Genomic DNA, 23,193 nt, shown 5'->3' on the forward strand with positions numbered 1-23,193 from the left:
CGTTGTATGCCCGTTACTTGCCGTTACAGATAAAAAGCCTAGCAAGTTCTTTGCCGAGTTTACTTGCTCGGCAACATCAACACAATCGGACAATCGGTCTCACAGCCGGAATTCGCTGCCCAGGTACACCTCTTTTACCTGCTGGTTGGCCAGGATGGTCTCGGAGTTGCCGGACGCAATGATGTGCCCGCCCGAGACGATGTAGGCCGTTTCGCAAATATCCAGGGTCTCGCGCACGTTGTGGTCGGTGATCAGCACGCCGATACCCTTGTCGCGCAGGTGTCGAATGATGTGCTTGATGTCACTGACCGAGATCGGGTCAACGCCGGCGAAGGGCTCGTCCAGCAGGATGAATGCCGGTTCCATGGCCAGGGCCCGGGCAATTTCCACCCGTCGCCGTTCCCCGCCCGACAGCGCCATGCCGACACTGTCGCGAATGTGGGTAATGTGGAATTCTTCCAGCAGCTCTTCCAGTTTGTGCACCCGGTCCTGCCGGCTCATGCCTTTTCGGGTTTCCAGGATCGCCATGATGTTGTCGCGCACGGTCAGCTTGCGGAACACGGAAGCTTCCTGGGGCAGGTAGCCGATACCCTTGCGGGCCCGGCCATGCATGGGCAGGGGGGTGATGTCCTGGCTATCGATGGTGATCCGGCCCCGGTCAGCGGGGACCAGTCCCACGATCATGTAGAAACAGGTGGTCTTGCCCGCCCCGTTGGGACCCAAAAGTCCGACGATTTCGCCGCTGCGAATTTCGAGCGACACGTCGATCACGACCTTTTTGTGCTTGTAGCTTTTTGCCAGGTTACTGGCTCTCAGAACTGCCATCGGATCCCTGTCTGCTCCTGGTACTGCGTGGCTGAATCACCATTTCGACCCGGCCACTGCCGGAACCGGTGGTGTCGCCGCCCTGGGCGGTGACCACCCGGCGAACGGTATCATAATGAATGACGTCGCCCCGAAACAGGTTGCCATTCTGCTCAATGATGGCTTCGCGTTCAAAGGTAAGTTGTTCGTCGCTGGCGGACCAGGTGATGTCCAGTGCCCGGGCGTCGGTCTCGCCCTGGCCATCCCGGGTCGGCTGCTGATAGCGGGCCGGCTGGCCGGACGCCTCGATGCGGCTGAGGCCATTGATGTCCCGGTACAACACCACCCGCTCGGCGGTCAGCCGGGTCTTACCCTGGACCAGTTCAACGTCGCCGGTGTAGGTGGCGATGCCCTGGGCGTCATCCAGGCGCGCGTTGTCGGCGCTGACCGTGATCGGAAGGTCGGAGTCCAGGTTGAAGGCCGACGCCTGGCCGGAGAGTGCCAGTGTCAGAGTGAGGGTAGCGAGGGCCAACAATCGCTTACTTGCCGGTTTCATAGCGTCCTTCCACCTCGGAGTTGAGTTCGAGAATTCGGTCATCGATCCAGGCCTTCATGCCTTTTGCCCGGGTGACGCCAAGGGCGTCGGTGATGGTCACCGGGGCATCGGTGTAGACAATGCCCTGGTCGTTGTCCAGGGTCAGGCTGGTTGTGGTCAGGGTCGCGGTCCGTTCGCCAACGGTGCGGATGACCCGGACATGATCGGTCAGGTACAGAATGCCTTCGTTCTGCAGCAGGCTGCCGTGTTCCGACTCGACAATCCAGGGGTCGTTGTCAGTTTGGCCGAACAGTTCGGCCCTGGGTGCCTTCATGGTCGCGACATTGCCTTCCTCGAACTGCTCAATGCGCGGGCTGGTGAACTGGATTTTCACCTTGCCGTCGACGTCGTAGGAGGTGTAGCTGCCATTCACCACAAAGCCGTCGGGCTCGGTCTGGCCCCGCAACTGCGCGGCCTCGTCCTGAACAATCGGCGGCTCATCGCTGCGCCATAGCAGGAATAGGGTTGCGGCGATGGTGGTGCCAAGGGCCAGGGTGCGCAGCCATGGTCGCTCCGCCAGCGTCAGCAGGGCGAGCAGCCCGGACTTGGCGTCGCCGTTGCGGGACTCCGTGTCCCTGCGTGGAGACGGGCTCACGGTGTGGGCTCCAGGTACGGCGCCAGGGTCGATTCCAGCTTGCCCTGGGCCGTCAGCAGCAGGTCGGCAACCTCGCGCACAGCGCCGCGTCCGCCGGCGGCCTGGGTGCAGTAATCGGCATGCTCCCGCACCAGCCAGTAGCCGTTGGGGACGGTAATGCCCAGGCCGGCGAAACGGATCGCCGGCAAATCCGGCAGGTCGTCGCCCATGTAGGCGATGGCCTCGTGCGGCAGGTCCCGGGTCGCCAGAATCTCCTGCAGCGCCACCTTTTTGTCTTCACGGCCCTGCATCAGCAGGTCGATACCCAGGTCGCCCATGCGTTTTTCGGTCAGGGGTGACCGGCGACCGGTGATCACCGCAACGGTAATGCCCGCGGCCATCAACTGTTTCAGGCCGAGTCCGTCGAGGATGTTGAAGGCCTTCAGTTCGTCGCCGTTGGCGCTGAAGTAGAGTCGGCCATCGCTCATGATGCCGTCCACGTCGAAGGCGATCAGACGAATGGCGGATGCCTGTTTGAGCAGGGTGTCGGACCAGTCGGCAGACAGAGGGCTTTGGATCCCGGCCATCAGATGACTCCCGCCCTTAGCAGGTCGTGCATGTTGATGGCGCCGACCAGATCGCCGGCCTCGTCGGTGACCGGCAGCGCGTTAATCTTCATTTCTTCCATGATGTTCAGGGCTTCGGCGGCCAGGTGATCGGCCTGGATGGTCTTGCCGTTCGGCGTCATGACCTGTTCGATGGCGGTGGTGTGCACATCGACGTTCTTGTCCAGGGTGCGGCGCAGGTCGCCGTCGGTGAACACGCCGGTCAGACGGCCCTTGGTGTCCAGCACGGTGGTCATGCCCAGGCCCTTGCGGGAAATTTCAAGCAGCGCACCACTGAGGGTTGTACCTTCGTGCACTTTCGGGATGCGCTCGCCGGTGTGCATGATGTCGGATACCCGCAGCAGCAGGCGCCGGCCCAGGCTGCCGCCGGGGTGGGAGAAGGCGAAGTCCTCGGCGCTGAAGCCCCGGGCCTCAAGCAGGGCTACCGCCAGGGCGTCGCCCATCACCAGAGTGGCGGTGGTGCTGGAGGTGGGGGCCAGGCCGAGCGGGCAGGCCTCGGTCTTGACGCTGACGTCCAGATTGGCCACGGCTTCCCGCGCCAGGGTCGAGTTGGCGTTGCCGGTCATGCTGATCAGCGGGGCGCCCATGCGCTTGATCAGCGGCAGAATGGTAACCACTTCGCTGGTGTTGCCGCTGTTGGAGATGGCAATAACCACATCCTGGGGGGTGATCATGCCCAGGTCGCCGTGACTGGCCTCGCCCGGGTGCACGAAAAAGGAGGGGGTGCCGGTGCTGGCCAGGGTCGCCGCGATCTTGTTGGCAATGTGGCCGGATTTTCCCATGCCGGTCACCACGACCCGGCCCTTGCAGGCCATGATGACCTCGCAGGCTCTGACAAAATGGTCGTCGATGCGTCCTTCCAGGGCTTCAATGGCCTCGCGTTCGGTGCGAATGGCTTGCAGCGCGGGGGTACGGAAATCCTTTGAACTCTGGTCTGTCATCGGGCTTGGGGCCTGGTTTGCTGGGTGAACGTCGGTAATGACCCGGAGTATATCATTTTCGCCCGGGATCGCCGCGGGGTTACTGAAACTTCAGGCAATTTGACCAAGCCAGTCAGGATATTTCGCGGTTACCGGATTGAGCTTGCCGGCCGCTTGGCATAATGTACCCGCTCCATTGAAGGGAAGGGCTATGGAATCCCCAGCTTACATTTCATTGAAAGACGTCGTTTTTTCGCGGTCCGGACGCCGCATTCTCGACGGCATCAGTCTGGATATTCCACGCGGCAAGATCACCGCCATCATGGGGCCCAGTGGCACGGGTAAAACCACGTTGCTGCGCCTGATTGGCGGCCAGCTGCGCCCCGATTCCGGCTACGTCGGCCTCGACGGCCACGAAGTGCCCAGGCTCAAGCGGGCCGCGCTCTACACGCTGAGAGAAAAGATCGGCATGCTGTTCCAGAGCGGAGCCCTGTTCACCGACCTGAACGTCTACGAGAACGTCGCCTTTCCGCTTCGGGTGCACACTAAGCTGCCCGAAGACATGATTCAGGACATCGTGCTGATGAAGCTTGAGGCCGTCGGCCTGCGAGGCGCCCGCCAATTGATGCCGGCCGAGCTCTCCGGGGGCATGACGCGCCGGGTGGCGCTGGCCCGCAGCATCGCCCTGGACCCCGAACTGATCATGTACGACGAGCCCTTCGCCGGCCAGGACCCCATTGCCATGGGCGTGCTGGTGAAACTGATTCGCGACCTCAATACGTCCATGGGGCTCACCAGCGTTCTGGTGTCCCACGATGTGCCCGAATCCCTGAGCATCTGCCATTACGCCTGCATTGTCGCCGATGGCCAGATCATCGGCGCCGGCACCCCGGAGGAATTGCGGGCACACCCCTCTGAGCGGGTCCAGCAGTTCCTTCAGGGCCAGCCGGATGGGCCGGTGCCGTTTCATTACCCGGCGGCCGAAGCGGCGGCTGATTACGGTGTGTCCGGGGGTGGCGTGTGATCGATCGGATTGTCGCCCTGGGGCAGCTGGGTCTGGCCATTGTTGCGTCGTTCGGCCGGTCCGGGCAGTTCCTGTTTGGGGTGCTGGCGGGCGTGCCCCGACCGTCCACCGGTTTTGCCCTGTTGGTTAAGCAGCTTTACTCCGTGGGGGTGCTGTCCCTGGCCATCGTCATCGTGTCCGGTCTGTTTATCGGCATGGTGCTGGGGTTGCAGGGCTACAACATCCTCAGCGGCTACGGGTCGGAGGCTGCGGTGGGCCAGATGATCGCGCTGACCCTGGTAAGGGAGCTGGGGCCGGTGGTGACCGCGCTCCTGTTCGCGGGCCGGGCCGGTTCCGCCCTGACCGCGGAGATCGGTCTGATGAAGGCGACCGAGCAGCTCTCCAGCATGGAAATGATGGGGGTCGATCCCCTGCGGCAGGTCATCGCCCCGAGATTGTGGGCGGGTTTTATCGCCATGCCGGTGCTGGCCATCATTTTCTCCACCGTGGGTATCTGGGGTGGCATGCTGGTGGGTGTGGACTGGTTGGGCGTTTTCGAGGGCTCGTTCTGGGGTAATATGCAGGCGTCGGTGGATTTTGCCGACGACGTGCTCAACGGGGTGATCAAGAGCGTGGTGTTCGGCTTTGTCTGTGCCTGGATCGCGGTGTACCAGGGCTACGATTGTGTGCCCACCTCTGCTGGAATCAGCACGGCGACCACCAAGACCGTGGTGTATTCCTCGCTGGCGGTGCTGGGCCTCGATTTCGTCCTGACCGCGGTGATGTTTGGCGATTTTTGAATGGGCGAGAGAGTGCATCTCTCGGCTACTTTTTTCGTATTGGTAGGTGTCTGGCCTGGAGTTGATAATGACCAAGAGAACCACGGAACTGCTTGTTGGTTTGTTTATGATTGCCGGGCTGGCTGCGCTGCTGTTCCTCGCACTCCAAGTTAGTGGTCTGACTCCGAGGAATGCGGCGGGGACCTATACCGTGTACGCCAATTTCAACGACACCGGCGGCCTGGCCCCCCGTGGCCGGGTTTCCATGGCCGGGGTGACGGTGGGTACGATCGAATCCATCAGCCTGAACAAAGACACCTTCCAGGCCCGGGTCACCATGGCCATCGATGCCGGTGTCGACAACATCCCGGCCGACAGTTCGGCAGTAATACGTACATCCGGGCTGCTCGGGGAACAGTACATTGATATATCGGTGGGGGCAGACATGGAGTCGCTGGCGGATGGCGGCACCTTCTACTCCACGCAGTCGGCCATGAACCTCGAGCGGCTGATCAGCAACTTCGCATCCGGCCGCTAGGAAGGCCGACAGACTGAATGATTTAGGGAGAATCTCATGTTTGCACTGACTCAACGCCTGGCTCTGGTTCTGGCGCTCGCGGCGTTTCTGGTGGCGCCGGCCCAGGCGGATGGCGCCCGGCAATTGCAAGCCTATGTCGATAGCAATACTCAGCGCCTGGTGGCGAAGCTCAATCAAGAGCGCGGGTTGTACAAATCGAACCCGGAAGCGTTCTACGTCAGCATGGACGAAACCCTGCGGGAATTCGTGGATTTTCGCCGCATCGCCGCCCGGGTGATGGGACGCTATGCCCGCCAGACCACGCCGGCCCAAAGGGATGAGTTCGTCCAGAAGTTCAAGCGCAGCCTGTTTGACAGTTACGCGCAGGCCCTGGTAAGCGCCGAAGAATTCAAGATTAAAGTCAAGGAGGCCACCATCAACCCGCAAGATGATGGCCGTGGTTCCGTGCAGATGGAAGTCATCACACAATCGGGTAATCGTTATCCGGTCACATACTCCATGTACAAAAACGAAGATGGCCGCTGGATGATGGAGAACGTGATCGTCGAAGGCGTCAACATTGGTCTGGCCTTCCGTGACCGGTTCGCCCAGGAGATGGAAGAGAAGCGCGGCCAGATCCAGGCGGTGATCGATGGTTGGAGTGATGCGGTCGAGTCCTTGAAGCTGGACGAGGAAGTCAGCCAGTCATGACCGCCGAGGCACCCAGGGTCGAGATGATTGGCGAGCTTCTGGTGGTGAGCGGTGACGTGAACGCCGATTCCGTGCTGGCCCTTCGCCGGCACGGGGAGGAGCTGATCTCGACCGTGGGTTCGGATCTGGTGGTGGACCTGGGCAACCTGGGTACCGCCAGCAGCGTGGTGCTCTCGATGCTGCTGTGCTGGCAGCGCCTCGCCTTGGCGCACGGTTTTTCACTGCAATTCCGTGGTGTCAGTGACCGTTTGGTTTCGTTGGCGGCGTTGAGCAATCTTGACGACCACTTGGCTGGCTTCGATGCCGCTCAGATCCAGGCTTCTTCCTAGGCCGTCGCGCCGTTTTCCCTTCCCGATTACTCAATGGTAAAGCTGACCCAGCGTCAGGAATTGGTTACAATCTCGCCCCTGTTTTCAAACACCCGAGGAATTTTTATGGACGCCAACGAAGTCACCGCGCTGGTTGAAGAAGCCTTGCCCGGTTGCGAAGTGCAGGTTCAGGTCGACGGAACCCATTATCTGGTCGTTGTCGTGGGTGACGTTTTCGAAGGGTTGCCGACCATCAAGCGGCAGCAGCTGATCAACAAGGCGTTGTTCCAGCAGATCATGGATGGAACGATTCACGCACTGCACCCGAAAGCCTTTACGCCGGCCGAGTGGGCTGCGCGCCAGGGCTAAGCGGCCCGACCAAGACAGGATAGACACTGTGGATAAACTTTTGATCAGGGGGCGCAAGCCTCTGGACGGCGAAATCCGGATTTCCGGAGCCAAGAACGCGGCGCTTCCGATTCTGGCGGCGACCCTGCTGGCCGATGAGCCCGTCACCGTAGGCAACCTGCCGCACCTGCACGACGTCACCACCATGATCGAGCTGCTGGGCCGCATGGGTGTGGAGTTGATGATTGATGAAAAAATGAGCGTGGAAGTCCACGCCAACACCATCAAGCATTTCCACGCGCCCTACGAGCTGGTGAAGACCATGCGCGCCTCCATCCTGGTGCTGGGGCCGCTGGTGGCTCACTTCGGTGAGGCTGAAGTCTCGCTGCCCGGTGGTTGCGCCATCGGTAGCCGTCCGGTGAACCTGCATATCCACGGTCTGGAAATGATGGGTGCGGAGATCAAGGTCGAAAATGGCTACATCAAGGCCAAGACCAATGGCCGCCTCAAAGGCGCGCACATCTTCCTGGATACCGTGACCGTGACCGGTACCGAAAACCTGATGATGGCGGCGGCCCTGGCCGACGGTAAGACCATCCTGGAAAACGCGGCCCGGGAACCGGAAGTGGTCGATCTGGCCGAGTGTCTGATTGCCATGGGCGCCGACATCAAGGGCCACGGCACCGCCACCATCGAGATCAATGGCGTGGAGCGCCTGCGCGGCTGTCATTACGACGTGCTGCCGGACCGGGTCGAGACCGGCACCTACCTGGTGGCGGCTGCCGCCACCGGTGGTCGGGTCAAGGTAAAAGACACCCGGGAAGACCTGCTGGAAGCGGTCTTGCTGAAGCTGAATGAGGCGGGTGCCCACATCAGCACCGGGCCGGATTGGATTGAGCTCGACATGAAAGGCAACCGGCCCAAGGCCGTCAGCCTGCGCACTGCGCCTTACCCGGCTTTCCCGACCGACATGCAGGCGCAGTTTGCCGCCATGAATGTGGTCGCCGAGGGCAGTGGCACGATCGTTGAGACGGTGTTCGAGAATCGCTTCATGCACTTGCAGGAGCTGATCCGCATGGGCGCTGACATCACCCTGGAGGGCAACGCCGCCATCATCAAAGGTGTCGAGCATCTGGCCGGTGCGCCGGTCATGGCCACGGACCTGCGGGCATCTGCGAGTCTGGTCATTGCTGGCCTGGTGGCCGACGGGGACACCATCGTGGACCGCATCTACCACATTGATCGCGGCTACGAGTGCATCGAAGAGAAGCTGCAGCTACTGGGCGCCAGCATCCGCCGCTTGCCGGCGTGACGGAAACCAACGGGAAACCGGAAGGACGCATGACAGATTCCATCACCATCGCATTGTCGAAGGGTCGAATCCTCGAAGAGACGCTGCCGCTGCTGGCGGAAGCAGGTATTGAACTGGTCGACGACATCAAGAAGTCGCGCAAGCTGGTGTTCCCCACCACCGACCCCAGTGTGCGGGTGCTGATCATTCGCGCCACCGATGTGCCGACTTACGTTCAGTACGGTGGCGCCGATCTGGGCGTGACCGGCAAGGATGTGCTGATGGAGCACGGTGGCGAGGGCCTGTACGAGCCGCTGGACCTGAACATCTCCCGCTGCCGTCTGATGACCGCGGGGCCGAAAGATCAGGAGCCGCCGGCGGGGCGGATCAAGGTGGCCACCAAGTTCGTCAATCTGGCCCGCCGGTATTACTCGGCCCAGGGGCGCCAAGCCGACATCATCAAGCTGTACGGGGCGATGGAGCTGGCACCGATCCTTGGTCTGGCCGATGAGATCGTCGACATCGTGGATACCGGCAACACGCTCAAGGCCAATGGTCTGGAGCCGCGGGACCTGATTGAGCACATCAGCAGCCGCCTGGTGGTGAATCGGGCGTCGATGAAGATGAAACACCAGCGGTTAAACCCCATAATCGAAAAGATGTCGGCTGCCGTAGAAAAACGGCGGCAGGCCTGATTGCGAGCACCGGCCTGGCAGGGCTGACCAAAACCCGCTCAAGCACGTCGTGTGACGCTTGGGCTCCGCCATCCATGGCTCCGCACAGTTTTGGTCAGCCCTGCCAGGCCGGTGCGCCGAATTCACTGATGACTTCAGCAACATCAAACCCGTTATCCAAGACAGGATAGGACTCATGACCGTTAGCATCACACGCTTAAACGCCTCCCAGAGTGACTTCGACAGTTCACTGGCCAAGCTGCTGGCCTGGGACGACAGTGTTGATCATCAGGTGAACGAGTCGGTGCGTCATATCCTGCATGAGGTGAAGACCCGAGGCGATGCTGCCGTTCTGGAGTTCACCGAGAAATTTGATCGGCTGACAATTGCCAGTGTTGCCGAGCTCGAAATGAGCCACGACCGCTTGCAGAAGGCGCTGAAAAACATCCCCGGAGATCAGCGGGTGGCCCTGGAGCAGGCGGCAGAGCGCATTCGCAGCTATCACGAGCACCAGAGCCAGACCTCCTGGCAGTATCAGGAAGAGGACGGCACAGTGCTCGGGCAAAAGGTGACACCGCTGGACCGGGCCGGTCTCTACGTGCCCGGAGGCAAGGCGGCCTATCCCTCCTCGGTTCTGATGAACGCCATCCCCGCCAAGGTGGCCGGTGTCAGTGAGGTGGTCATGGTGGTGCCCACACCGGATGGTGTGGTGAACGATATGGTGCTCGCGGCGGCTGCCATTGCCGGGGTTGATCGCGTGTTTACCGTGGGCGGCGCCCAGGCGGTAGCGGCTCTGGCCTACGGTACCGAGACCATTCCGTCTGTCGACAAGATCGTGGGGCCGGGCAATATCTTTGTGGCTACCGCCAAGCGCGAGGTGTTTGGAACGGTCGGCATCGACATGATCGCCGGGCCGTCCGAGATCCTGGTGATCTGCGACGGCGAGACCGATCCGGATTGGATTGCCATGGATCTGTTTTCCCAGGCGGAGCACGATGAGCAGGCCCAGTCCATTCTGATCAGCCCGGACGCCTCGTTCCTGGATGCGGTGGAAGCGAGTATCAACAAGCTGCTGCCGACCATGGAGCGGGCCGAGATCATTGAGGCATCGATCAGCAGCCGGGCGGCGTTGATCCAGGTCGCGGACCTGAGCGAGGCTGCAGCGGTATCCAACCGGATCGCGCCCGAGCACCTGGAGCTGTCGGTGGAGGATCCCGAAGCCCTGATGGCTGAGATTCGACACGCCGGTGCCATCTTCATGGGGCGCTACACCGCCGAGGCGCTGGGTGATTACTGCGCCGGCCCCAACCACGTGCTGCCGACCAGCGGCACCGCGCGTTTTTCCTCACCCCTGGGGGTTTACGATTTCCAGAAGCGTTCCTCTATCATCGGCTTCAGCGCCTCTGGCGCTGACCGGATGGGGCGGGTGGCTTCGGTCTTGGCGCGCGGAGAGGGTTTGACGGCTCATGCCCGTTCCGCCGAATACCGAGTCAAGAAGTGAGTCCACTCGCAACGTTTCCCGGAGTTAGATGATTATGAGCAAGTTCTGGAGCCCACTGGTCAACGACCTGGTGCCCTATGTACCAGGCGAACAGCCGAAGATGGCCAATCTGGTCAAGCTGAACACCAATGAAAACCCGTTTGGCCCATCGCCCAAGGTGATCGAGGCCATTCAGGCCGAGCTGAACGACAGCCTGCGCCTCTATCCCGATCCTGAGGGCGAAAGCCTGCGCAAGACCATTGCCGGCTACCACAAGGTGAAGCCAGAACAGGTGTTTCTTGGCAATGGTTCGGACGAGGTGCTGGCGCACATTTTTTATGGCCTGTTCCAGCACGGTGAGCCGATTCTGTTCCCGGACATCACCTACAGCTTTTACCCGGTCTACTGCGGCCTTTATCACATCGAAGGCAAGCGCATTCCGCTGAATGACCGTTTCGAGATCAATCCGGACGATTACGCCCAGCCCAACGGCGGGGTGATCTTCCCGAATCCCAACGCCCCGACCGGGCGTTATCTGAATTTGTCCGAAGTCGAAAAAATCCTGCAGGCCAACCCGGATCGGGTGGTTGTGGTGGATGAGGCCTACATCGACTTTGGCGGGGAAAGCGCGATTCGTCTGGTGGATGACTACCCAAACCTTCTGGTGTCCCAGACTTTGTCGAAGGCCCGTTCGCTGGCGGGCCTTCGGGTCGGGTTTGCCGTAGGCCACCCGGATCTGATTGAGGCCCTGAACCGGGTCAAGAACAGCTTCAACAGCTACCCGCTGGACCGCCTTGCGCTGGCCGGCGCCCAGGCGGCCTACGAGGACGAAGCCTGGTTCCGGAAGTGCTGCGATGGCGTAATCAGCGAGCGTGAGCGGCTGACCGAGGCGCTGGAGGGTCTGGGCTTTGAGGTGTTGCCGTCCAAGGCGAACTTCGTCTTTGCCCGCCCTCAGTCGAAAGCGGGCGAAGCCCTGGCTCAGGCGCTGCGGGAGCAGGGCATCATTGTTCGCCACTTCAACAAGCCGCGCATTGATCAATTCCTCCGGATCACCATCGGTACGCCGGAGCAAAATGATGCTCTGATTGGTGCTCTTGAGCTGATGTAATTCCTCAGTTTAGCGGAGGCAGGTGGGGAGGCTTTCCCGGGAATGTCGGAGGCCATGGATGGCCGGAGTCAAGCGCACATGGATGTGCTTGTAGCGGTTCCCGGGAAAGCCTCCCCGCCTGCCGGCCACTCACATGCCTGAACTTTCGCATGGAGAATCTTATGGCAGATCGCAACGAAATCCTTCGCAAAATCACCGAATGGCTGCAGCCCGAGAACTTCCAGGACTACTGCCCGAACGGCCTCCAGGTTGAGGGTAAGGACGAGGTCCGGACCTTGGTCACCGGGGTCACCGCATCGAAAGCGCTGCTGGACGCTGCCATCGACGCTGGCGCGGACATGATCCTGGTGCACCATGGCTATTTCTGGAAAGGGGAAGACCAGTGCATTCGGGGCATGAAGCGCGAGCGTCTCAAACAGCTGCTGGACCACGATGTGAATCTGGTGGCCTATCACCTGCCGTTGGATGACCATCCCGAATACGGCAATAACCGCCAGTTGGCCGAAGTGCTGGGCATCGATAATCCGCGCCCGCTCGGTGGTCTGGTGTGGGAAGGGGAGTTGCCCGAGGCCATGACGCCGGAACAGTTGGGGCAGCATCTCACTGGCAAGCTCAATCGGGAGCCGCTGCACGTGGGTGCAGGCCGGTCGGAGATCAAGCGGGTAGGCTGGTGCACGGGGGCTGCCCAGGGCTTCATTGGCAAGGCGCTTGAGACCGGGCTGGATGCCTACATCAGTGGGGAGATTTCCGAGCCCACGACGCACACGGCTCGTGAGTGCGGCATTCATTATTATGCCGCCGGGCATCATGCCACCGAGCGTTACGGTGTTCAGGCCTTGGGGGAAGCGTTGGCAGAGGAATTCGGGTTGTCACACACCTTTATTGATTGCGACAACCCGGTGTAACAACGTCAGGCCTTCTCTTTCTTGGGAAGGCCGAAGCCTTCTGCCAGGGTGCCTGAGGCGTCCGGATCGGTTTTCGGAGCATAGTCGCGGGGCGGCTCAACGCCGTCGTCGCTGACTTCTTCCAGGCGTTTTCTTGAGGTCTCCTGGGCCAGCTCTTCGGTCCACTCCTCGTCGTTGCACAGACGATTGGCGCCGCGGGCCATGTGCTGATTCACATCGCGGTACGCGTCGTTAAAGCGGCGAAGCAGGTGCGCAGACTCCATGAAGTGTTCGTTCACCTGGGCCTGGTAGCGGGTATATTCGCTTCTCAGTTCCTCGATCTGTTGTTCCGCCCGACGCTGTCTTAGCGTGGTTCCCTGCCCGGAGCGGCCAACAAGTACCCCGATGACGATGCCCACAATCAATGCGGCAATCGCTGCCAGAATCAGGTTTGTCATATGCAGTGTCGTCCTTTTATTGCCTGGAAATTAGCCTCGCACCAGTACCGAGTATAACGCCCGAAGGCCAGTCAGCCCATGATTGTCTCGTGCGCCAATCGTCGTATTGCTCAAGATGCGCCCAACGTGGCGAAAAAAGCTGAAATACGCGACAATACGGCGCCCAAATTTTTATGACCAATCTCCTGGAATACCTCAATGACCTCAGCGACACCCTCAAGCGCCACCAAGAATCTGACCCCCTGGGAGCGATACCAGCAGGACCTGGAGCGCCCGGAATTTCAGAGGGATGCCGCCCAGGAAGATGCGGTTAAGCGGTTACAGGCACTCTACGACAAACTGGTGGAGGCTGAAAGCGATCGCAACAAGGCGATGGCGAAACTGCGCCGTAAGCTGAAGAAAGGTAAGGAAGAGCCGGTCACCGGGCTGTACTTCTGGGGCGGCGTTGGGCGCGGCAAGACCTACCTGATGGACACCTTCTACGAGTCCCTGCCGTTCGATCGCAAGATGCGGGTGCACTTCCATCGCTTCATGCAGCGGGTGCACAACGAGCTGAAATCGCTCAAGGGCGAGAAGAACCCGCTGGAGCTGGTGTCCAAGAAGTTTGCCGACGAGACCCGGGTCATCTGTTTTGACGAGTTTTTTGTCTCCGACATCGGCGACGCCATGATTTTGGCCACGCTGATGGACGGCCTGTTCAGCCGGGGCGTGACCCTGGTGTGCACCTCCAACATTGTGCCGGATGGCCTGTACAAGGACGGCCTGCAGCGGGCGCGGTTCCTGCCGGCCATCGCCCTGGTCAAGAAATACACCGAGGTGGTGAACGTGGACGGTGGCGTCGACTACCGGCTGCGTACCCTCGAACAGGCCGAGCTGTTCCATTCGCCGCTGGACGAGGAAGCAGACATCAGTCTGCGCAAGAGCTTTGATGCCCTCGCGGTTGAGGCGGGCAAGCACAGTCACAGCATGGAAATAAACGGCCGCAAGATCCCGGCCCAGGCCCACGCCGACGACGTGGTCTGGTTTGATTTCAAGGACGTGTGTGACGGGCCGCGCAGTCAGAACGATTACATCGAGCTGGCGCGCCAGTTCCACGCCGTGATCATCAGCAATGTGCCGATCCTCGGCGGTGACAAGGACGATCAAGCCCGCCGCTTCATCAACATGGTGGATGAGTTTTACGACCGCAACGTGAAGGTCATCATCTCGGCCGCCGCACCGATCACCGAACTCTACGCCGGCGGACGCCTGGGCTTCGAGTTCGAGCGGACCGAATCCCGACTGCTGGAGATGCAGTCCCGGGAATACCTCGAGGCCGCTCACAAGCCGTAAGGGCCGAATAACAACAACGGATTGTCAATCGACAACAACGCAGGTGCAGAACGCATCGCACCAACGACAACGACAGAGAGATTCAGGTATGAGCAACGATAACGTAGTGATTGTCAGCGGCGTACGTACGCCGATGGGCGGCTTCCAGGGCAGTCTGGCTTCCGTCAGCGCCCCGGAATTGGGTGCCATCAGCATCGCCGAGGCCGTAAAGCGTGCCGGGCTGCAGCCGGCGGACGTGCAGGAAGTGATCATGGGCAACGTCCTGCCCGCCGGCCTGAAGCAGGGCCCTGCCCGCCAAGCCATGCGCCAGGCCGGGTTGCCGGACCACACCGGTGCCACCACCATCAACAAGCTGTGCGGTTCCGGCATGAAAGCGGCCATGTTCGCCCACGACCTGATCAAGGCGGGCAGCAATGACATCATGGTGGCCGGCGGCATGGAGAGCATGTCCAATGCGCCTTACATTCTGCCGACGGCGCGCAAGGGCTACCGCATGGGCCCTGGTGATACCGCTCAGGACCATATGTTCCTCGATGGCCTGGAAGATGCCGAAACCGGTCGCCTGATGGGGGCGTTCGCCCAGGAAATGGCTGATAAGAAGGGCTACACCCGGGAAGACATGGACGCCTACGCCATCAACTCGCTCAAGCGGGCCCAGCGGGCCATCAACGAAGGCCTGCTGAAGGACGAGATCATCCCGGTCACCGTCAAGTCCCGGAAGGGCGAGGTAGTGGTGTCGGACGATGAGCAGCCGTTCAACGCCAACATCGAGAAAATCCCGAGCCTGCGTCCGGCCTTCAGCAAAGACGGTACCGTCACCGCAGCCAACGCCTCCTCCATCTCCGACGGCGCGTCGGCCCTGGTGCTGATGCGTGAGTCCGAGGCCGAGAAGCGGGGCCTGAAACCCCTGGCCCGTATTGTTGGTCACAGCACCCAGTCCCAGCATCCGTCCGAGTTCACCTGCGCCCCGGTTGGCGCCATTGAGACCCTGTTCGCGAAAACGGGATGGAGCAAGGACGACGTGGATCTGTTCGAGATCAACGAGGCCTTCGCCATGGTGGCCATGATGCCGATTCGTGAGCTCGGGCTGGACCCGGAAAAGGTCAATGTCCACGGCGGCGCCTGCGCCCAGGGGCATCCGGTCGGTTCAACCGGTTCGCGTTTGCTGGTCACCCTGATGTACGCCCTGCAGCGCTATGGCAAGAAGAAGGGTGTGGCGGCTCTGTGCATCGGTGGTGGTGAAGCCACCGCCATGGCCATCGAGCTGTTGTAATCCTGCCCGACCCGAGCTCCCGTTGGGGCTCGGGTCGCCTCCTCCTGATCATTCCGCCTTTGAGATTCCCCTCTGTAACCCTCCCGCCAGAACCAGAAATTCCTATCAAACCAAAGTGGTTGCATCCGAAATTGTTGTCTATAGTGAAGCGGTGCGAGTAAACCCGCGGGCATTCAAGGGATGACGGCAAAATCATACTTTTGACTGATCAAAGCGCTCGACAGCGTTAGCTATAGTGCCAACATCACGAGCACTGTGCATGAAGCCTCCAAAACATCGTGAACACCAATAATCAGAGCAGCGACTCAGAACAACAATGGAGTAGCCTTCCAATGACAAGAAAAACTCAGCAATGGCAGCGTTGGACAAAATTACCGCTTGCCGTGGCAGTTGCGGCCGGTATGTCTGGCCAGGCTGCCGCCTATTCATTCTATGTGGGGGACGTCGAAGCCCAGGTAAACACCACGCTGTCTGCCGGTGTCGGCTGGCGAGTTGCAGAGCAGGATAAGCGCCTGATCGCCCAAGGTAACCTGGGGCCGGAGTTCGCTCCGGGTGGCGCGAGAGCCAACGTTGGTGCGTCCACCAACAACTACGATGACGGTAACCTGAACTTCGAGAAGGGCGACACTTATTCCAAAGTGGTTAAGGGTAACAGTGAGCTGTTCCTGAGCTACGACGTGGACAGTGACATGCTGACTCGTGTTGGCGGCCTGGTCCGTGGGCGTTACTACTACGATTTCGAGCTGAAGGATGAAAGCCGTGCGGTCGATCCAGTGGGACAGCGGCGCGAGCTGAACGACGAAGCCAAGGACAACGCCTCTGGCGGCGAGCTTCTCGATGCCTACGTGTTCTCCGACTGGTATTTCGGCAATACCCCGGTGAGCCTGCGCTACGGCCGTCAGGTCCTGAGCTGGGGTGAGAGCACCTTCATCCAGGGCGGCATCAACGTCATCAACCCGGTAGATGTGCCGGCCTTCCGCGCGCCAGGTTCAGAGCTGAAAGACGCCCTGCTGCCAGTGGAAATGTTTTACGCCTCCGCCGGTGTGACCGAGAACATCACTCTGGAAACTTTCGTGCAGGCGGACTGGGAGCCGGTCAAGCCTGACGATTGTGGCACCTTCTTCTCCACCAACGACTTTGCCTCAGATGGCTGTGGTCCGGTATTGCTGGCCGGCCAGCTGCCGGACTCTCAGGCGTTCGCTCAGGGCTTTATTGCGCCTCGCCTCGGTGACGAAGAAGCCGATTCCAAGGATCAGTTCGGTGTGGCCATGCGCTGGTATGTGCCCGCTCTGAACGACTCCGAGCTGGGCTTCTATTACATCAAGTATAATAGCCGTCTTCCCTACGTGAGTGGTCAGGTTAACAACCCGTCTGATCCCGAGGGCTCCCAGACTAACGACCCAAGTGAACCGTTTGCGACTTTTCCGAGCTACTTTATCGAGTATCCGGAAAATATCGACTTGTACGGTGTGAGCATCAACACCACCACGCCAGGAGGGTGGTCTTTGGGGGCTGAGTATAGCTTCCGGCCCAACCTGCCGCTGCAGTGGAACGCCTTTGAGCTGCTGTTGGGTGGTATCCAGGCTCGAACCGATGCGGACGGTAACCAAACGCCTCTGAGCCTTCTTGAGCGCCAGCGTCTCGCCGAGTCCGGTGGTGCTAACTTGGCAGCTCAGAAGGTGGATGGTTATGACCGCTTCAAGGTCTCTCAAGCTCAGTTCACCCTGATCAAGTTCTTCGACCAGGTGATGGGCGCCAGCCGTCTGTCATTGATCACTGAGTTTGGTGCGACCTATATCCACGATTTGCCAGAGTACGACGAAGCCCGTTACGGGCGTTCGGGCACCTTCGGCGTTGGTCAGGTGCCGCTTGACTCACTGGGCGGCGCCGATGTTTGTGCCGGCGGCGCCAACATCAACACCAACTACTGCAACAACGAGGGCTTTACCACCGACTTCTCCTGGGGTTACCGTGCCCGCTTCGTCTGGGACTATCCGAACGTGTTTGCGGGTGTAAACCTGCGTCCGCAGCTGGCCTGGTCTCATGATGTCCAGGGTTACAGCCCGCAGCCGGGTGGTGCGTTCAACGAAGGCAGCAAGGCCGTCGGGCTTTCTGTGGAAGCCATCTATCAGAACAAGATTACGGCAGATATCGGCTACACCAACTTTTTCGGCGGCAAGCCGTATAACGAGTTGACGGATCGTGACTTTGTAGCCGCGAGTGTGTCCTACTCATTCTGATACCGGAAAGAATTCGTTTAACGAGGTACTTTAAATGAAACTGAACAAGAAACTTCTGGCCACGGGTGTATTGGCTGCGAGTGTGATTGCCAGTCAGGCCCATGGTGCGGTTTCTGCCGAGGAAGCGGCCAAGCTGGGTGATTCCCTGACCCCAATTGGCGCAGAGAAAGCCGGCAACGGCGGCGATATCCCGGCATGGGACGGCGGACTCAGTACGCCACCGGCCAGCTACAAGGGCGACGGTCGTTACACCAACCCGTTCGCTGGTGAAAAACCGAAGTTCGTCATTGATCAGAGCAACGTTGACCAGTATGCGGAAAACCTGTCCGCGGGTCAGATCGCAATGATCAAGCGCTACGACGATTACTTCATGCCGGTGTACGAGACGCACCGTACCGCTACCTACCCGGATGAGGTGGAGAAGCAGACCATGGCGAACGCCACCAAGGTCGAGCTGATCAAGAACGGTAACGGCCTGGGCAACTACACCGAGGCGACCCCGTTCCCGATTCCGCAGAATGGCCTCGAGGCTATCTGGAACCACATTACCCGCTATCGGGGTGGTTCGGTGGCTCGGAACGTCGGTCAGGTAACACCGACCGAAAGCGGCGCGTACTCGGTGGTCAAGTTCCAGGACGAGTTCACCTGGCGTACCGCCCTGCAGGACTTCGAGCCGAACGAAGACCCGAACGTACTGTTCTACTTCAAGCAGGCCATCACCGCACCCGCTCGTCTGGCCGGTAACGTCCTGCTGGTTCATGAGACCATTGACCAGGTCGCCGAGCCCCGTCGGGCGTGGGTATACAACGCCGGTCAGCGTCGTGTTCGTCGCGCGCCTCAGGTCGCCTATGACGGACCGGGTACCGCAGCCGATGGTATGCGTACCTCCGATAACTTTGACATGTACAACGGTGCGCCGGATCGCTACAACTGGGAGCTGGTGGGCAAGAAAGAGATGTACATCCCGTACAACTCCTACCAGCTGGTTGATCCGAGTCTCAGCTACGACAAAATCATCAAGGCTGGTCACATCAACCAGGATCTGACTCGGTACGAGCTGCACCGCGTGTGGCACGTTCGCGCCACCCTGAAAGATGGTGAGCGTCACATCTATGCTCAGCGTGACTTCTTCATCGATGAAGACTCCTGGCAGGCCTCGGTCATCGACCATTACGACGGCCGTGGTGAGCTGTGGCGCGTAGCGGAAGCCCATGCCATGCAGTTCTACGATCAGGACGTGCCCTGGTACGCGATCGAAGTGCTGTATGACCTGCTGTCCGGTCGCTACTTGGCGCTGGGTCTGACTAACGAAGAAGCCGATCCGTACGAGTTTGGTGCCAAGCGCCAGTCCCGTGACTACACGCCGGCGGCTCTGCGTCGAGCGGGCACTCGCTAAGCCTCAACGCAGTATCGAAACGGCGGGCCAGTGGCCCGCCGTTTTTGTTTGCGCCGGCTTCACCGGTAGCCGAGCCGCCGTTGCTGGAAAACCGCCACCCGATAAAATCCTTTCCCGTCAAAATTTTGCAGCGCGCCCCTGAATTGGTTTAACCTTCCTCTCATACTAAAGGCTTACCCAACGACGGAAGCCACCCAAAAGTCAGTGCAACGCAGCAATTTTCGGTCCCCGGGGTAGCCCAGGTTCGGACCGCTTGGAAACGGGGCAGTGCGTGAAACCATTCAACGATGGCTGTGCAGCCAACGACGAATTCCAATCAGCGAACAGTGGTCTCCAGCGCGGGGAACTGGTCAGGGACCTGCTCCGGCAGCGACTCATCGTGCCTCCTGTGCCCGAAGGCGCGCTGAGCCGACCGGCCCTGGACCGCAGCATTGCCGAAGCCGTGGTGGCTCGAGGTACGCTGTTTGTTGAGGCGCCGTGTGGCTATGGCAAGTCCCATTCGGTGTGCGCCGGACTGCGAGCTGGTGGCTACGACACCGACTCGTTGCGCTGGATTCCGCTGAACGGCCAGGACAATTCACCGTCCCGGTTTCTCACCCTGATCTCCATCGCCCTCGATCTGCCCGAAGCCTCGGACAGCAATCTCCAAAGCGGCGCGTCCTTCTCCGATGCCCTGGCGATGATGCTGGTGGCGCTGGAACGGGAGGCCTCGGCCAAGCGTCGCGTGCTGGTTCTGGATAATGTCCACAACCTGGGCAATCCGGCGGTTGTGGCCCTGCTTCAGCAGCTGGTGACCGAATTGCCGGAACAGCTGTCGCTGGTATTGATGTCACGCCGGGCGCTCCCGTTCGAAACCCATGCCCTGGAGTTGGAAAACCGGTTCAGCCGTCTGGGCGGCGAGGTGCTCGAATTCAGCCGCTCGGAAACCTTCGATTTTTTCAGCTCCCTGTTGGAGCAGAACCGGCTGACCAGTGTCGCGGTGGACAATCTGTACGACGTCACGGAGGGTTGGCCCACGCCCCTGGCACTCTACCGCCGTGAAATTGACCGGCAGGCCGAGCTGAGACCGGTGCAGGAAACCAACAGCATTGAGCGTTTCCTGAAGGACTCGGTTCTGGGCAATCTGACCTCAGCGCAGCGCCGCTCCCTGCGGGTGATGGCGGAGCTGGAGCTCTGTTCTGACGAGCTCTTTTCCGCACTGGCGCCGGTCATGCCGGACATTGGCTTGATGCCGTCCCAAGCTATTGAACTGGGACTGCCACTGCGGACCATGGCCGGTCGGGGCCGTTGGTACCGGTTCAACCCTCTGTTGCAGGAATGGCTGCGAACGCCCGCCCTGGCCGGTCACACCGAGCGTATGACCCGGGCGAGCTACTGGTTTGGTGAGCGGGAACAGATTCCCGAGGCCTTGAAATACGCGTTGCTGGCCGGTGACGACGAACGGGTACTGGAAATTGCGTCCGAGGGGTCCGAAGCACTGCTCTTGGGACAGGATACGGCGTCGCTGCTCAAGCTTCGGAAAAGTCTGCCCAGCCAGCTCCTGGAGCGGAGTGCGCGTTTGCGCATCGTGTATAGCTGGGTTCACGCCATTGGTGGCCAGTTCCGTCAGGCCCGCGCACTTATCGACGGGCTCGACAGCGCCGAGCAAGAGGAGCACGCCGCCCGGATCTGTGCCCTGAAAGCGTTCATTCTTCGCGGTGAGGGCAGTGTTGTCCCGGCGCTGGAAATGGCCGACCAGGCCCTGACGGTGGGTGGGCTGTCGACCCAGGGGCAACTGGTGACCCAGATGGTGCGCTCCAGTGCCCTGTGTGCCTCCGGGCGATTTTCGGAGGCTCGGGAAGCCAACCGGGCCGCGTCCCGCCTGGCCCGGGAAGCCGGTGACTCCGGTTCCGAGGCGCTGGCGGTCTATTCCCACGCCCGCATCGAGTTGGGCAAGGGCGCCCTTCGGTACGCGGAACAACTGCTGCGTACCGGTCTGGATACGGCTATGCATGAACTGTCCCGGCCCGCAAGGATCGGGGAAACCCGGTTGCAGCTCAACCTCGGACTGGTGCTCTGGCACCAGGGCCGTGAGCGCGAAGCCGACCGGCTGCTGGTGACCTGTGGCCGCCACGCGGAGCGAACCCGGGATCTGGGCTTGTTGCTGGCCATGACCATCCGGATTCTGATGTGCCGGGCGGCGGGCAAGTTCAAGGATGCCTTTGTCTGGATCGGACGGGCTGAGCGAACCATGCACGCCTGGCAGGTCGACGAAGCCCTGTTTGTCCCGGTGCTTGAAGCCCTCAAGGCCAGCTGTTGGCTGGCTCAGAATCAGGTCGAGAGTGCCGCCCAGGCGGTCGCGAAGCTGGAGCCTTATCGTCAGGCCGGCTGCGTACCGGAGCTGTTTCCAATGATGCCGGGGCTGCTCGATTGCATGCAGGTAAGGGTGGAAGTCGCCCGCGGAGATGTCGTTCGGGCCCGGGAAACCCTGCAGGCCATCCGCGCCCGCTTTGACGGGGTCATCCCCTGGGGTGTCGATCTGCACATCCGCCTGTTGGATGCGGTCCTGGTGCAGGAGGAGAAGGGCGCGACCGCGGCTCAGAAAATTCTGGTGGCGGCGGTGGCCGACGCCGCTCGCGAGCATTTCATCAGCCCATTTGCCGAGCTGCGCTCGGAGCTTCAGCCGCTGATGGAGAAAGGCTTCGGCCAGTTGGCGGCCGGCCCCTTCAAAGAGGCGCTTGGCCGTTTGTTCGAGTTGCGGGTGGAGAGCGAGTCGGTCGATGCCCTGGCAGAGCCGATCAGCGACCGCGAGCAGGGCGTTCTCGAGTTGATTGCCAAGGGCCTGTCCAATCAGGAGATCGCCGACAAGCTGCACATCTCGCTGCACACCGTCAAAACCCACGCTCGGCGAATCAATGCCAAGCTGGAGGTCAAATCCCGAACCCAGGCCATCGTCCGGGCACGGGAGCTGGGTCTGCTCTAGGCGGCCTTCAGGGCCGCAATCCGGGCGTCCTTGTCGGCCCAGAGCTCGCTGACCCAGCGCTGGAAGTCCCTGCGAATTTCGCGGTCGTTTTCGTAATCCATACCCAGGAAGCGCTCGGGTATCTCACGGGTGCGAATATCGATGGTGATCCGCTGGATCCGGCCGCAGAGGTAATCCCAGAACCCGGCCCGGCCATCGGGGTAAACGATGGTGACATCCAGCATGGTGTGGATCATGTCCCCCATGGCCTGGAGCACGAAGGCAGTGCCACCGGCCCGTGGCTTCAACAGGTTTTCGTAGGGTGAGTTCTGCCGCTGGTGCTTGTCGGGCGTGAAACGGGTACCTTCCATGAAATTGAAAATGGTCACCGGTGTGAAACGGAATTTTTCGCAGGCCGCCTGGGTGGCCGCCACGTCCTTGCCTTTCAGCTCCGGCCGCCGCGCGATTTGCTCCTTGGTGTGCCGGTGCATGAAGGGGAAATCCAATGCCCACCACGCCACCCCCAGTAGGGGCACCCAGATGAGCTCCTTTTTCAGGAAGAACTTCAGTAATGGAATGCGGCTGTTCAGCACGTACTGAATGGCCGGGATATCGGCCCAGGTCTGGTGGTTGCAGGTAACGAAATACCAGTGCTCCGGGCTCAGTTTCTCGGCCCCGCGTACGTCCCACTCGACGCGGTGAAGTGCATCCATCAGGAGGTTGTTAAAGCCAATCCAGATCCAGGCGATCCGGTTCAGGACAATGGTGCAGGCGCGACGGACCGGGGCCAGGGGAATAACCAGTTTGGTGATGGCAAACACCAGGAGGACCGGGAACAGAACCAGGGTGTTGCACAGGATCAACAGCGCCGCCAGGGTTCCCTTGAGCGGCGCAGGCAAAAAATGAAGCATGCCAGATGGTCTCTGAGGGT

Annotated in this window: 23 protein-coding genes; 16 read left to right on the forward strand and 7 right to left on the reverse strand. The window is 60.8% G+C overall.

Going from position 1 to position 23,193, the window contains the following annotated elements; all coding sequences use genetic code 11:
* Window positions 1-99 precede the first annotated feature (99 nt).
* From lptB to U5822_RS11920, 5 genes are read right to left on the reverse strand one after another with little or no spacing between them, the layout of a single operon-like run.
* Window positions 100-825 carry an LPS export ABC transporter ATP-binding protein gene (gene lptB / locus U5822_RS11900; protein ID WP_322855838.1) on the reverse strand — a complete coding sequence of 242 codons (726 nt, stop codon included), beginning with the start codon at window positions 823-825 and terminating at the stop codon, window positions 100-102.
* On the reverse strand, window positions 803-1,360 hold the full coding sequence (gene lptA, locus U5822_RS11905; protein WP_322855839.1) for a lipopolysaccharide transport periplasmic protein LptA: 558 nt from the start codon (window positions 1,358-1,360) through the stop codon (window positions 803-805). Before lptA ends, lptB begins: the two co-directional genes overlap by 23 nt.
* On the reverse strand, window positions 1,344-1,994 hold the full coding sequence (gene lptC / locus U5822_RS11910; protein ID WP_322855840.1) for an LPS export ABC transporter periplasmic protein LptC: 651 nt from the start codon (window positions 1,992-1,994) through the stop codon (window positions 1,344-1,346). Before lptC ends, lptA begins: the two co-directional genes overlap by 17 nt.
* On the reverse strand, window positions 1,991-2,560 hold the full coding sequence (locus U5822_RS11915; RefSeq protein ID WP_322855841.1) for a KdsC family phosphatase: 570 nt from the start codon (window positions 2,558-2,560) through the stop codon (window positions 1,991-1,993). Before U5822_RS11915 ends, lptC begins: the two co-directional genes overlap by 4 nt.
* The gene (locus U5822_RS11920; protein WP_322855842.1) at window positions 2,560-3,540 is read right to left on the reverse strand and encodes a KpsF/GutQ family sugar-phosphate isomerase; all 981 of its coding nucleotides are present in this window, start codon (window positions 3,538-3,540) and stop codon (window positions 2,560-2,562) included. Before U5822_RS11920 ends, U5822_RS11915 begins: the two co-directional genes overlap by 1 nt.
* A gap of 190 nt (window positions 3,541-3,730) precedes the next feature.
* Here U5822_RS11920 and U5822_RS11925 point away from each other — a divergent pair, with 190 nt between their 5' ends.
* The 11 genes from U5822_RS11925 to U5822_RS11975 all read left to right on the forward strand — a co-directional run bounded on the left by U5822_RS11925 (window position 3,731) and on the right by U5822_RS11975 (window position 12,643).
* Complete coding sequence (locus tag U5822_RS11925) at window positions 3,731-4,543, forward strand: ABC transporter ATP-binding protein (RefSeq protein ID WP_322855843.1); 813 nt, start codon at window positions 3,731-3,733, stop codon at window positions 4,541-4,543.
* Complete coding sequence (mlaE, locus tag U5822_RS11930; protein ID WP_322855844.1) at window positions 4,540-5,322, forward strand: lipid asymmetry maintenance ABC transporter permease subunit MlaE; 783 nt, start codon at window positions 4,540-4,542, stop codon at window positions 5,320-5,322. Before U5822_RS11925 ends, mlaE begins: the two co-directional genes overlap by 4 nt.
* A 67-nt stretch (window positions 5,323-5,389) precedes the next feature.
* A complete protein-coding gene (gene mlaD / locus U5822_RS11935; RefSeq protein ID WP_322855845.1) occupies window positions 5,390-5,839 on the forward strand; it encodes an outer membrane lipid asymmetry maintenance protein MlaD in 450 nt (149 codons plus the stop codon).
* 36 nt (window positions 5,840-5,875) lie between these two features.
* Complete coding sequence (locus tag U5822_RS11940) at window positions 5,876-6,529, forward strand: MlaC/ttg2D family ABC transporter substrate-binding protein (RefSeq protein ID WP_322855846.1); 654 nt, start codon at window positions 5,876-5,878, stop codon at window positions 6,527-6,529.
* A complete protein-coding gene (locus tag U5822_RS11945) occupies window positions 6,526-6,858 on the forward strand; it encodes an STAS domain-containing protein (protein WP_322855847.1) in 333 nt (110 codons plus the stop codon). Before U5822_RS11940 ends, U5822_RS11945 begins: the two co-directional genes overlap by 4 nt.
* Before the next feature lie 105 nt (window positions 6,859-6,963).
* Window positions 6,964-7,206 (forward strand): BolA family protein, encoded by a 243-nt coding sequence (locus U5822_RS11950; protein WP_322855848.1) that lies wholly within the window; start codon window positions 6,964-6,966, stop codon window positions 7,204-7,206.
* A 28-nt stretch (window positions 7,207-7,234) separates the two neighbouring features.
* Window positions 7,235-8,497: a UDP-N-acetylglucosamine 1-carboxyvinyltransferase gene (gene murA / locus U5822_RS11955; RefSeq protein ID WP_322855849.1), complete on the forward strand. Its 1,263-nt coding sequence runs from the start codon at window positions 7,235-7,237 to the stop codon at window positions 8,495-8,497.
* 29 nt (window positions 8,498-8,526) lie between these two features.
* Window positions 8,527-9,171 (forward strand): ATP phosphoribosyltransferase, encoded by a 645-nt coding sequence (hisG, locus tag U5822_RS11960; RefSeq protein ID WP_322855850.1) that lies wholly within the window; start codon window positions 8,527-8,529, stop codon window positions 9,169-9,171.
* A 175-nt stretch (window positions 9,172-9,346) separates the two neighbouring features.
* Window positions 9,347-10,651 (forward strand): histidinol dehydrogenase, encoded by a 1,305-nt coding sequence (gene hisD, locus U5822_RS11965; protein ID WP_322855851.1) that lies wholly within the window; start codon window positions 9,347-9,349, stop codon window positions 10,649-10,651.
* 34 nt (window positions 10,652-10,685) lie between these two features.
* On the forward strand, window positions 10,686-11,738 hold the full coding sequence (hisC, locus tag U5822_RS11970) for a histidinol-phosphate transaminase (RefSeq protein WP_322855852.1): 1,053 nt from the start codon (window positions 10,686-10,688) through the stop codon (window positions 11,736-11,738).
* A gap of 161 nt (window positions 11,739-11,899) precedes the next feature.
* A complete protein-coding gene (locus U5822_RS11975) occupies window positions 11,900-12,643 on the forward strand; it encodes a Nif3-like dinuclear metal center hexameric protein (RefSeq protein WP_322855853.1) in 744 nt (247 codons plus the stop codon).
* Window positions 12,644-12,648: 5 nt separating this feature from the next.
* Here U5822_RS11975 and U5822_RS11980 read toward each other — a convergent pair whose 3' ends face one another.
* On the reverse strand, window positions 12,649-13,080 hold the full coding sequence (locus tag U5822_RS11980; RefSeq protein WP_322855854.1) for a Z-ring associated ZapG family protein: 432 nt from the start codon (window positions 13,078-13,080) through the stop codon (window positions 12,649-12,651).
* 234 nt (window positions 13,081-13,314) lie between these two features.
* Between U5822_RS11980 and zapE the strand changes: the two genes are divergently transcribed.
* The 5 genes from zapE to U5822_RS12005 all read left to right on the forward strand — a co-directional run bounded on the left by zapE (window position 13,315) and on the right by U5822_RS12005 (window position 22,283).
* A complete protein-coding gene (zapE, locus tag U5822_RS11985; protein WP_322856925.1) occupies window positions 13,315-14,412 on the forward strand; it encodes a cell division protein ZapE in 1,098 nt (365 codons plus the stop codon).
* A gap of 88 nt (window positions 14,413-14,500) precedes the next feature.
* Window positions 14,501-15,685: a thiolase family protein gene (locus tag U5822_RS11990; protein ID WP_322855855.1), complete on the forward strand. Its 1,185-nt coding sequence runs from the start codon at window positions 14,501-14,503 to the stop codon at window positions 15,683-15,685.
* 332 nt (window positions 15,686-16,017) lie between these two features.
* Window positions 16,018-17,925: a DUF1302 domain-containing protein gene (locus tag U5822_RS11995; protein ID WP_322855856.1), complete on the forward strand. Its 1,908-nt coding sequence runs from the start codon at window positions 16,018-16,020 to the stop codon at window positions 17,923-17,925.
* A 34-nt stretch (window positions 17,926-17,959) separates the two neighbouring features.
* The gene (locus U5822_RS12000) at window positions 17,960-19,321 is read left to right on the forward strand and encodes a DUF1329 domain-containing protein (protein ID WP_322855857.1); all 1,362 of its coding nucleotides are present in this window, start codon (window positions 17,960-17,962) and stop codon (window positions 19,319-19,321) included.
* Window positions 19,322-19,592: 271 nt separating this feature from the next.
* Window positions 19,593-22,283, forward strand: a complete 2,691-nt coding sequence (locus U5822_RS12005) for a LuxR C-terminal-related transcriptional regulator (RefSeq protein ID WP_322855858.1) — start codon at window positions 19,593-19,595, stop codon at window positions 22,281-22,283.
* Here the strand turns inward: U5822_RS12005 and U5822_RS12010 are convergent.
* Complete coding sequence (locus U5822_RS12010; RefSeq protein WP_322855859.1) at window positions 22,280-23,173, reverse strand: acyltransferase; 894 nt, start codon at window positions 23,171-23,173, stop codon at window positions 22,280-22,282. The two genes, U5822_RS12005 and U5822_RS12010, sit on opposite strands and share 4 nt — an antisense overlap.
* Between the last annotated feature and the right edge of the window lie 20 nt (window positions 23,174-23,193).

Origin of the sequence: Marinobacter qingdaonensis, from assembly GCF_034555935.1 — a bacterium.
GTDB classification, from domain to species: domain Bacteria; phylum Pseudomonadota; class Gammaproteobacteria; order Pseudomonadales; family Oleiphilaceae; genus Marinobacter; species Marinobacter qingdaonensis.

Excerpts from the sequence above, each read along its gene's own strand:
- lptB (WP_322855838.1), bottom strand. The coding sequence starts at position 825 with ATGGCAGTTCTGAGAGCCAGTAACCTGGCAAAAAGCTACAAGCACAAA.
- lptA (WP_322855839.1), bottom strand. The coding sequence starts at position 1,360 with ATGAAACCGGCAAGTAAGCGATTGTTGGCCCTCGCTACCCTCACTCTG.
- U5822_RS11915 (WP_322855841.1), bottom strand. The coding sequence starts at position 2,560 with ATGGCCGGGATCCAAAGCCCTCTGTCTGCCGACTGGTCCGACACCCTG.
- U5822_RS11920 (WP_322855842.1), bottom strand. The coding sequence starts at position 3,540 with ATGACAGACCAGAGTTCAAAGGATTTCCGTACCCCCGCGCTGCAAGCC.
- U5822_RS11925 (WP_322855843.1), top strand. The coding sequence starts at position 3,731 with ATGGAATCCCCAGCTTACATTTCATTGAAAGACGTCGTTTTTTCGCGG.
- mlaD (WP_322855845.1), top strand. The coding sequence starts at position 5,390 with ATGACCAAGAGAACCACGGAACTGCTTGTTGGTTTGTTTATGATTGCC.
- U5822_RS11940 (WP_322855846.1), top strand. The coding sequence starts at position 5,876 with ATGTTTGCACTGACTCAACGCCTGGCTCTGGTTCTGGCGCTCGCGGCG.
- U5822_RS11945 (WP_322855847.1), top strand. The coding sequence starts at position 6,526 with ATGACCGCCGAGGCACCCAGGGTCGAGATGATTGGCGAGCTTCTGGTG.
- U5822_RS11950 (WP_322855848.1), top strand. The coding sequence starts at position 6,964 with ATGGACGCCAACGAAGTCACCGCGCTGGTTGAAGAAGCCTTGCCCGGT.
- hisG (WP_322855850.1), top strand. The coding sequence starts at position 8,527 with ATGACAGATTCCATCACCATCGCATTGTCGAAGGGTCGAATCCTCGAA.
- hisD (WP_322855851.1), top strand. The coding sequence starts at position 9,347 with ATGACCGTTAGCATCACACGCTTAAACGCCTCCCAGAGTGACTTCGAC.
- hisC (WP_322855852.1), top strand. The coding sequence starts at position 10,686 with ATGAGCAAGTTCTGGAGCCCACTGGTCAACGACCTGGTGCCCTATGTA.
- U5822_RS11975 (WP_322855853.1), top strand. The coding sequence starts at position 11,900 with ATGGCAGATCGCAACGAAATCCTTCGCAAAATCACCGAATGGCTGCAG.
- U5822_RS11980 (WP_322855854.1), bottom strand. The coding sequence starts at position 13,080 with ATGACAAACCTGATTCTGGCAGCGATTGCCGCATTGATTGTGGGCATC.
- U5822_RS11990 (WP_322855855.1), top strand. The coding sequence starts at position 14,501 with ATGAGCAACGATAACGTAGTGATTGTCAGCGGCGTACGTACGCCGATG.
- U5822_RS11995 (WP_322855856.1), top strand. The coding sequence starts at position 16,018 with ATGACAAGAAAAACTCAGCAATGGCAGCGTTGGACAAAATTACCGCTT.
- U5822_RS12000 (WP_322855857.1), top strand. The coding sequence starts at position 17,960 with ATGAAACTGAACAAGAAACTTCTGGCCACGGGTGTATTGGCTGCGAGT.
- U5822_RS12010 (WP_322855859.1), bottom strand. The coding sequence starts at position 23,173 with ATGCTTCATTTTTTGCCTGCGCCGCTCAAGGGAACCCTGGCGGCGCTG.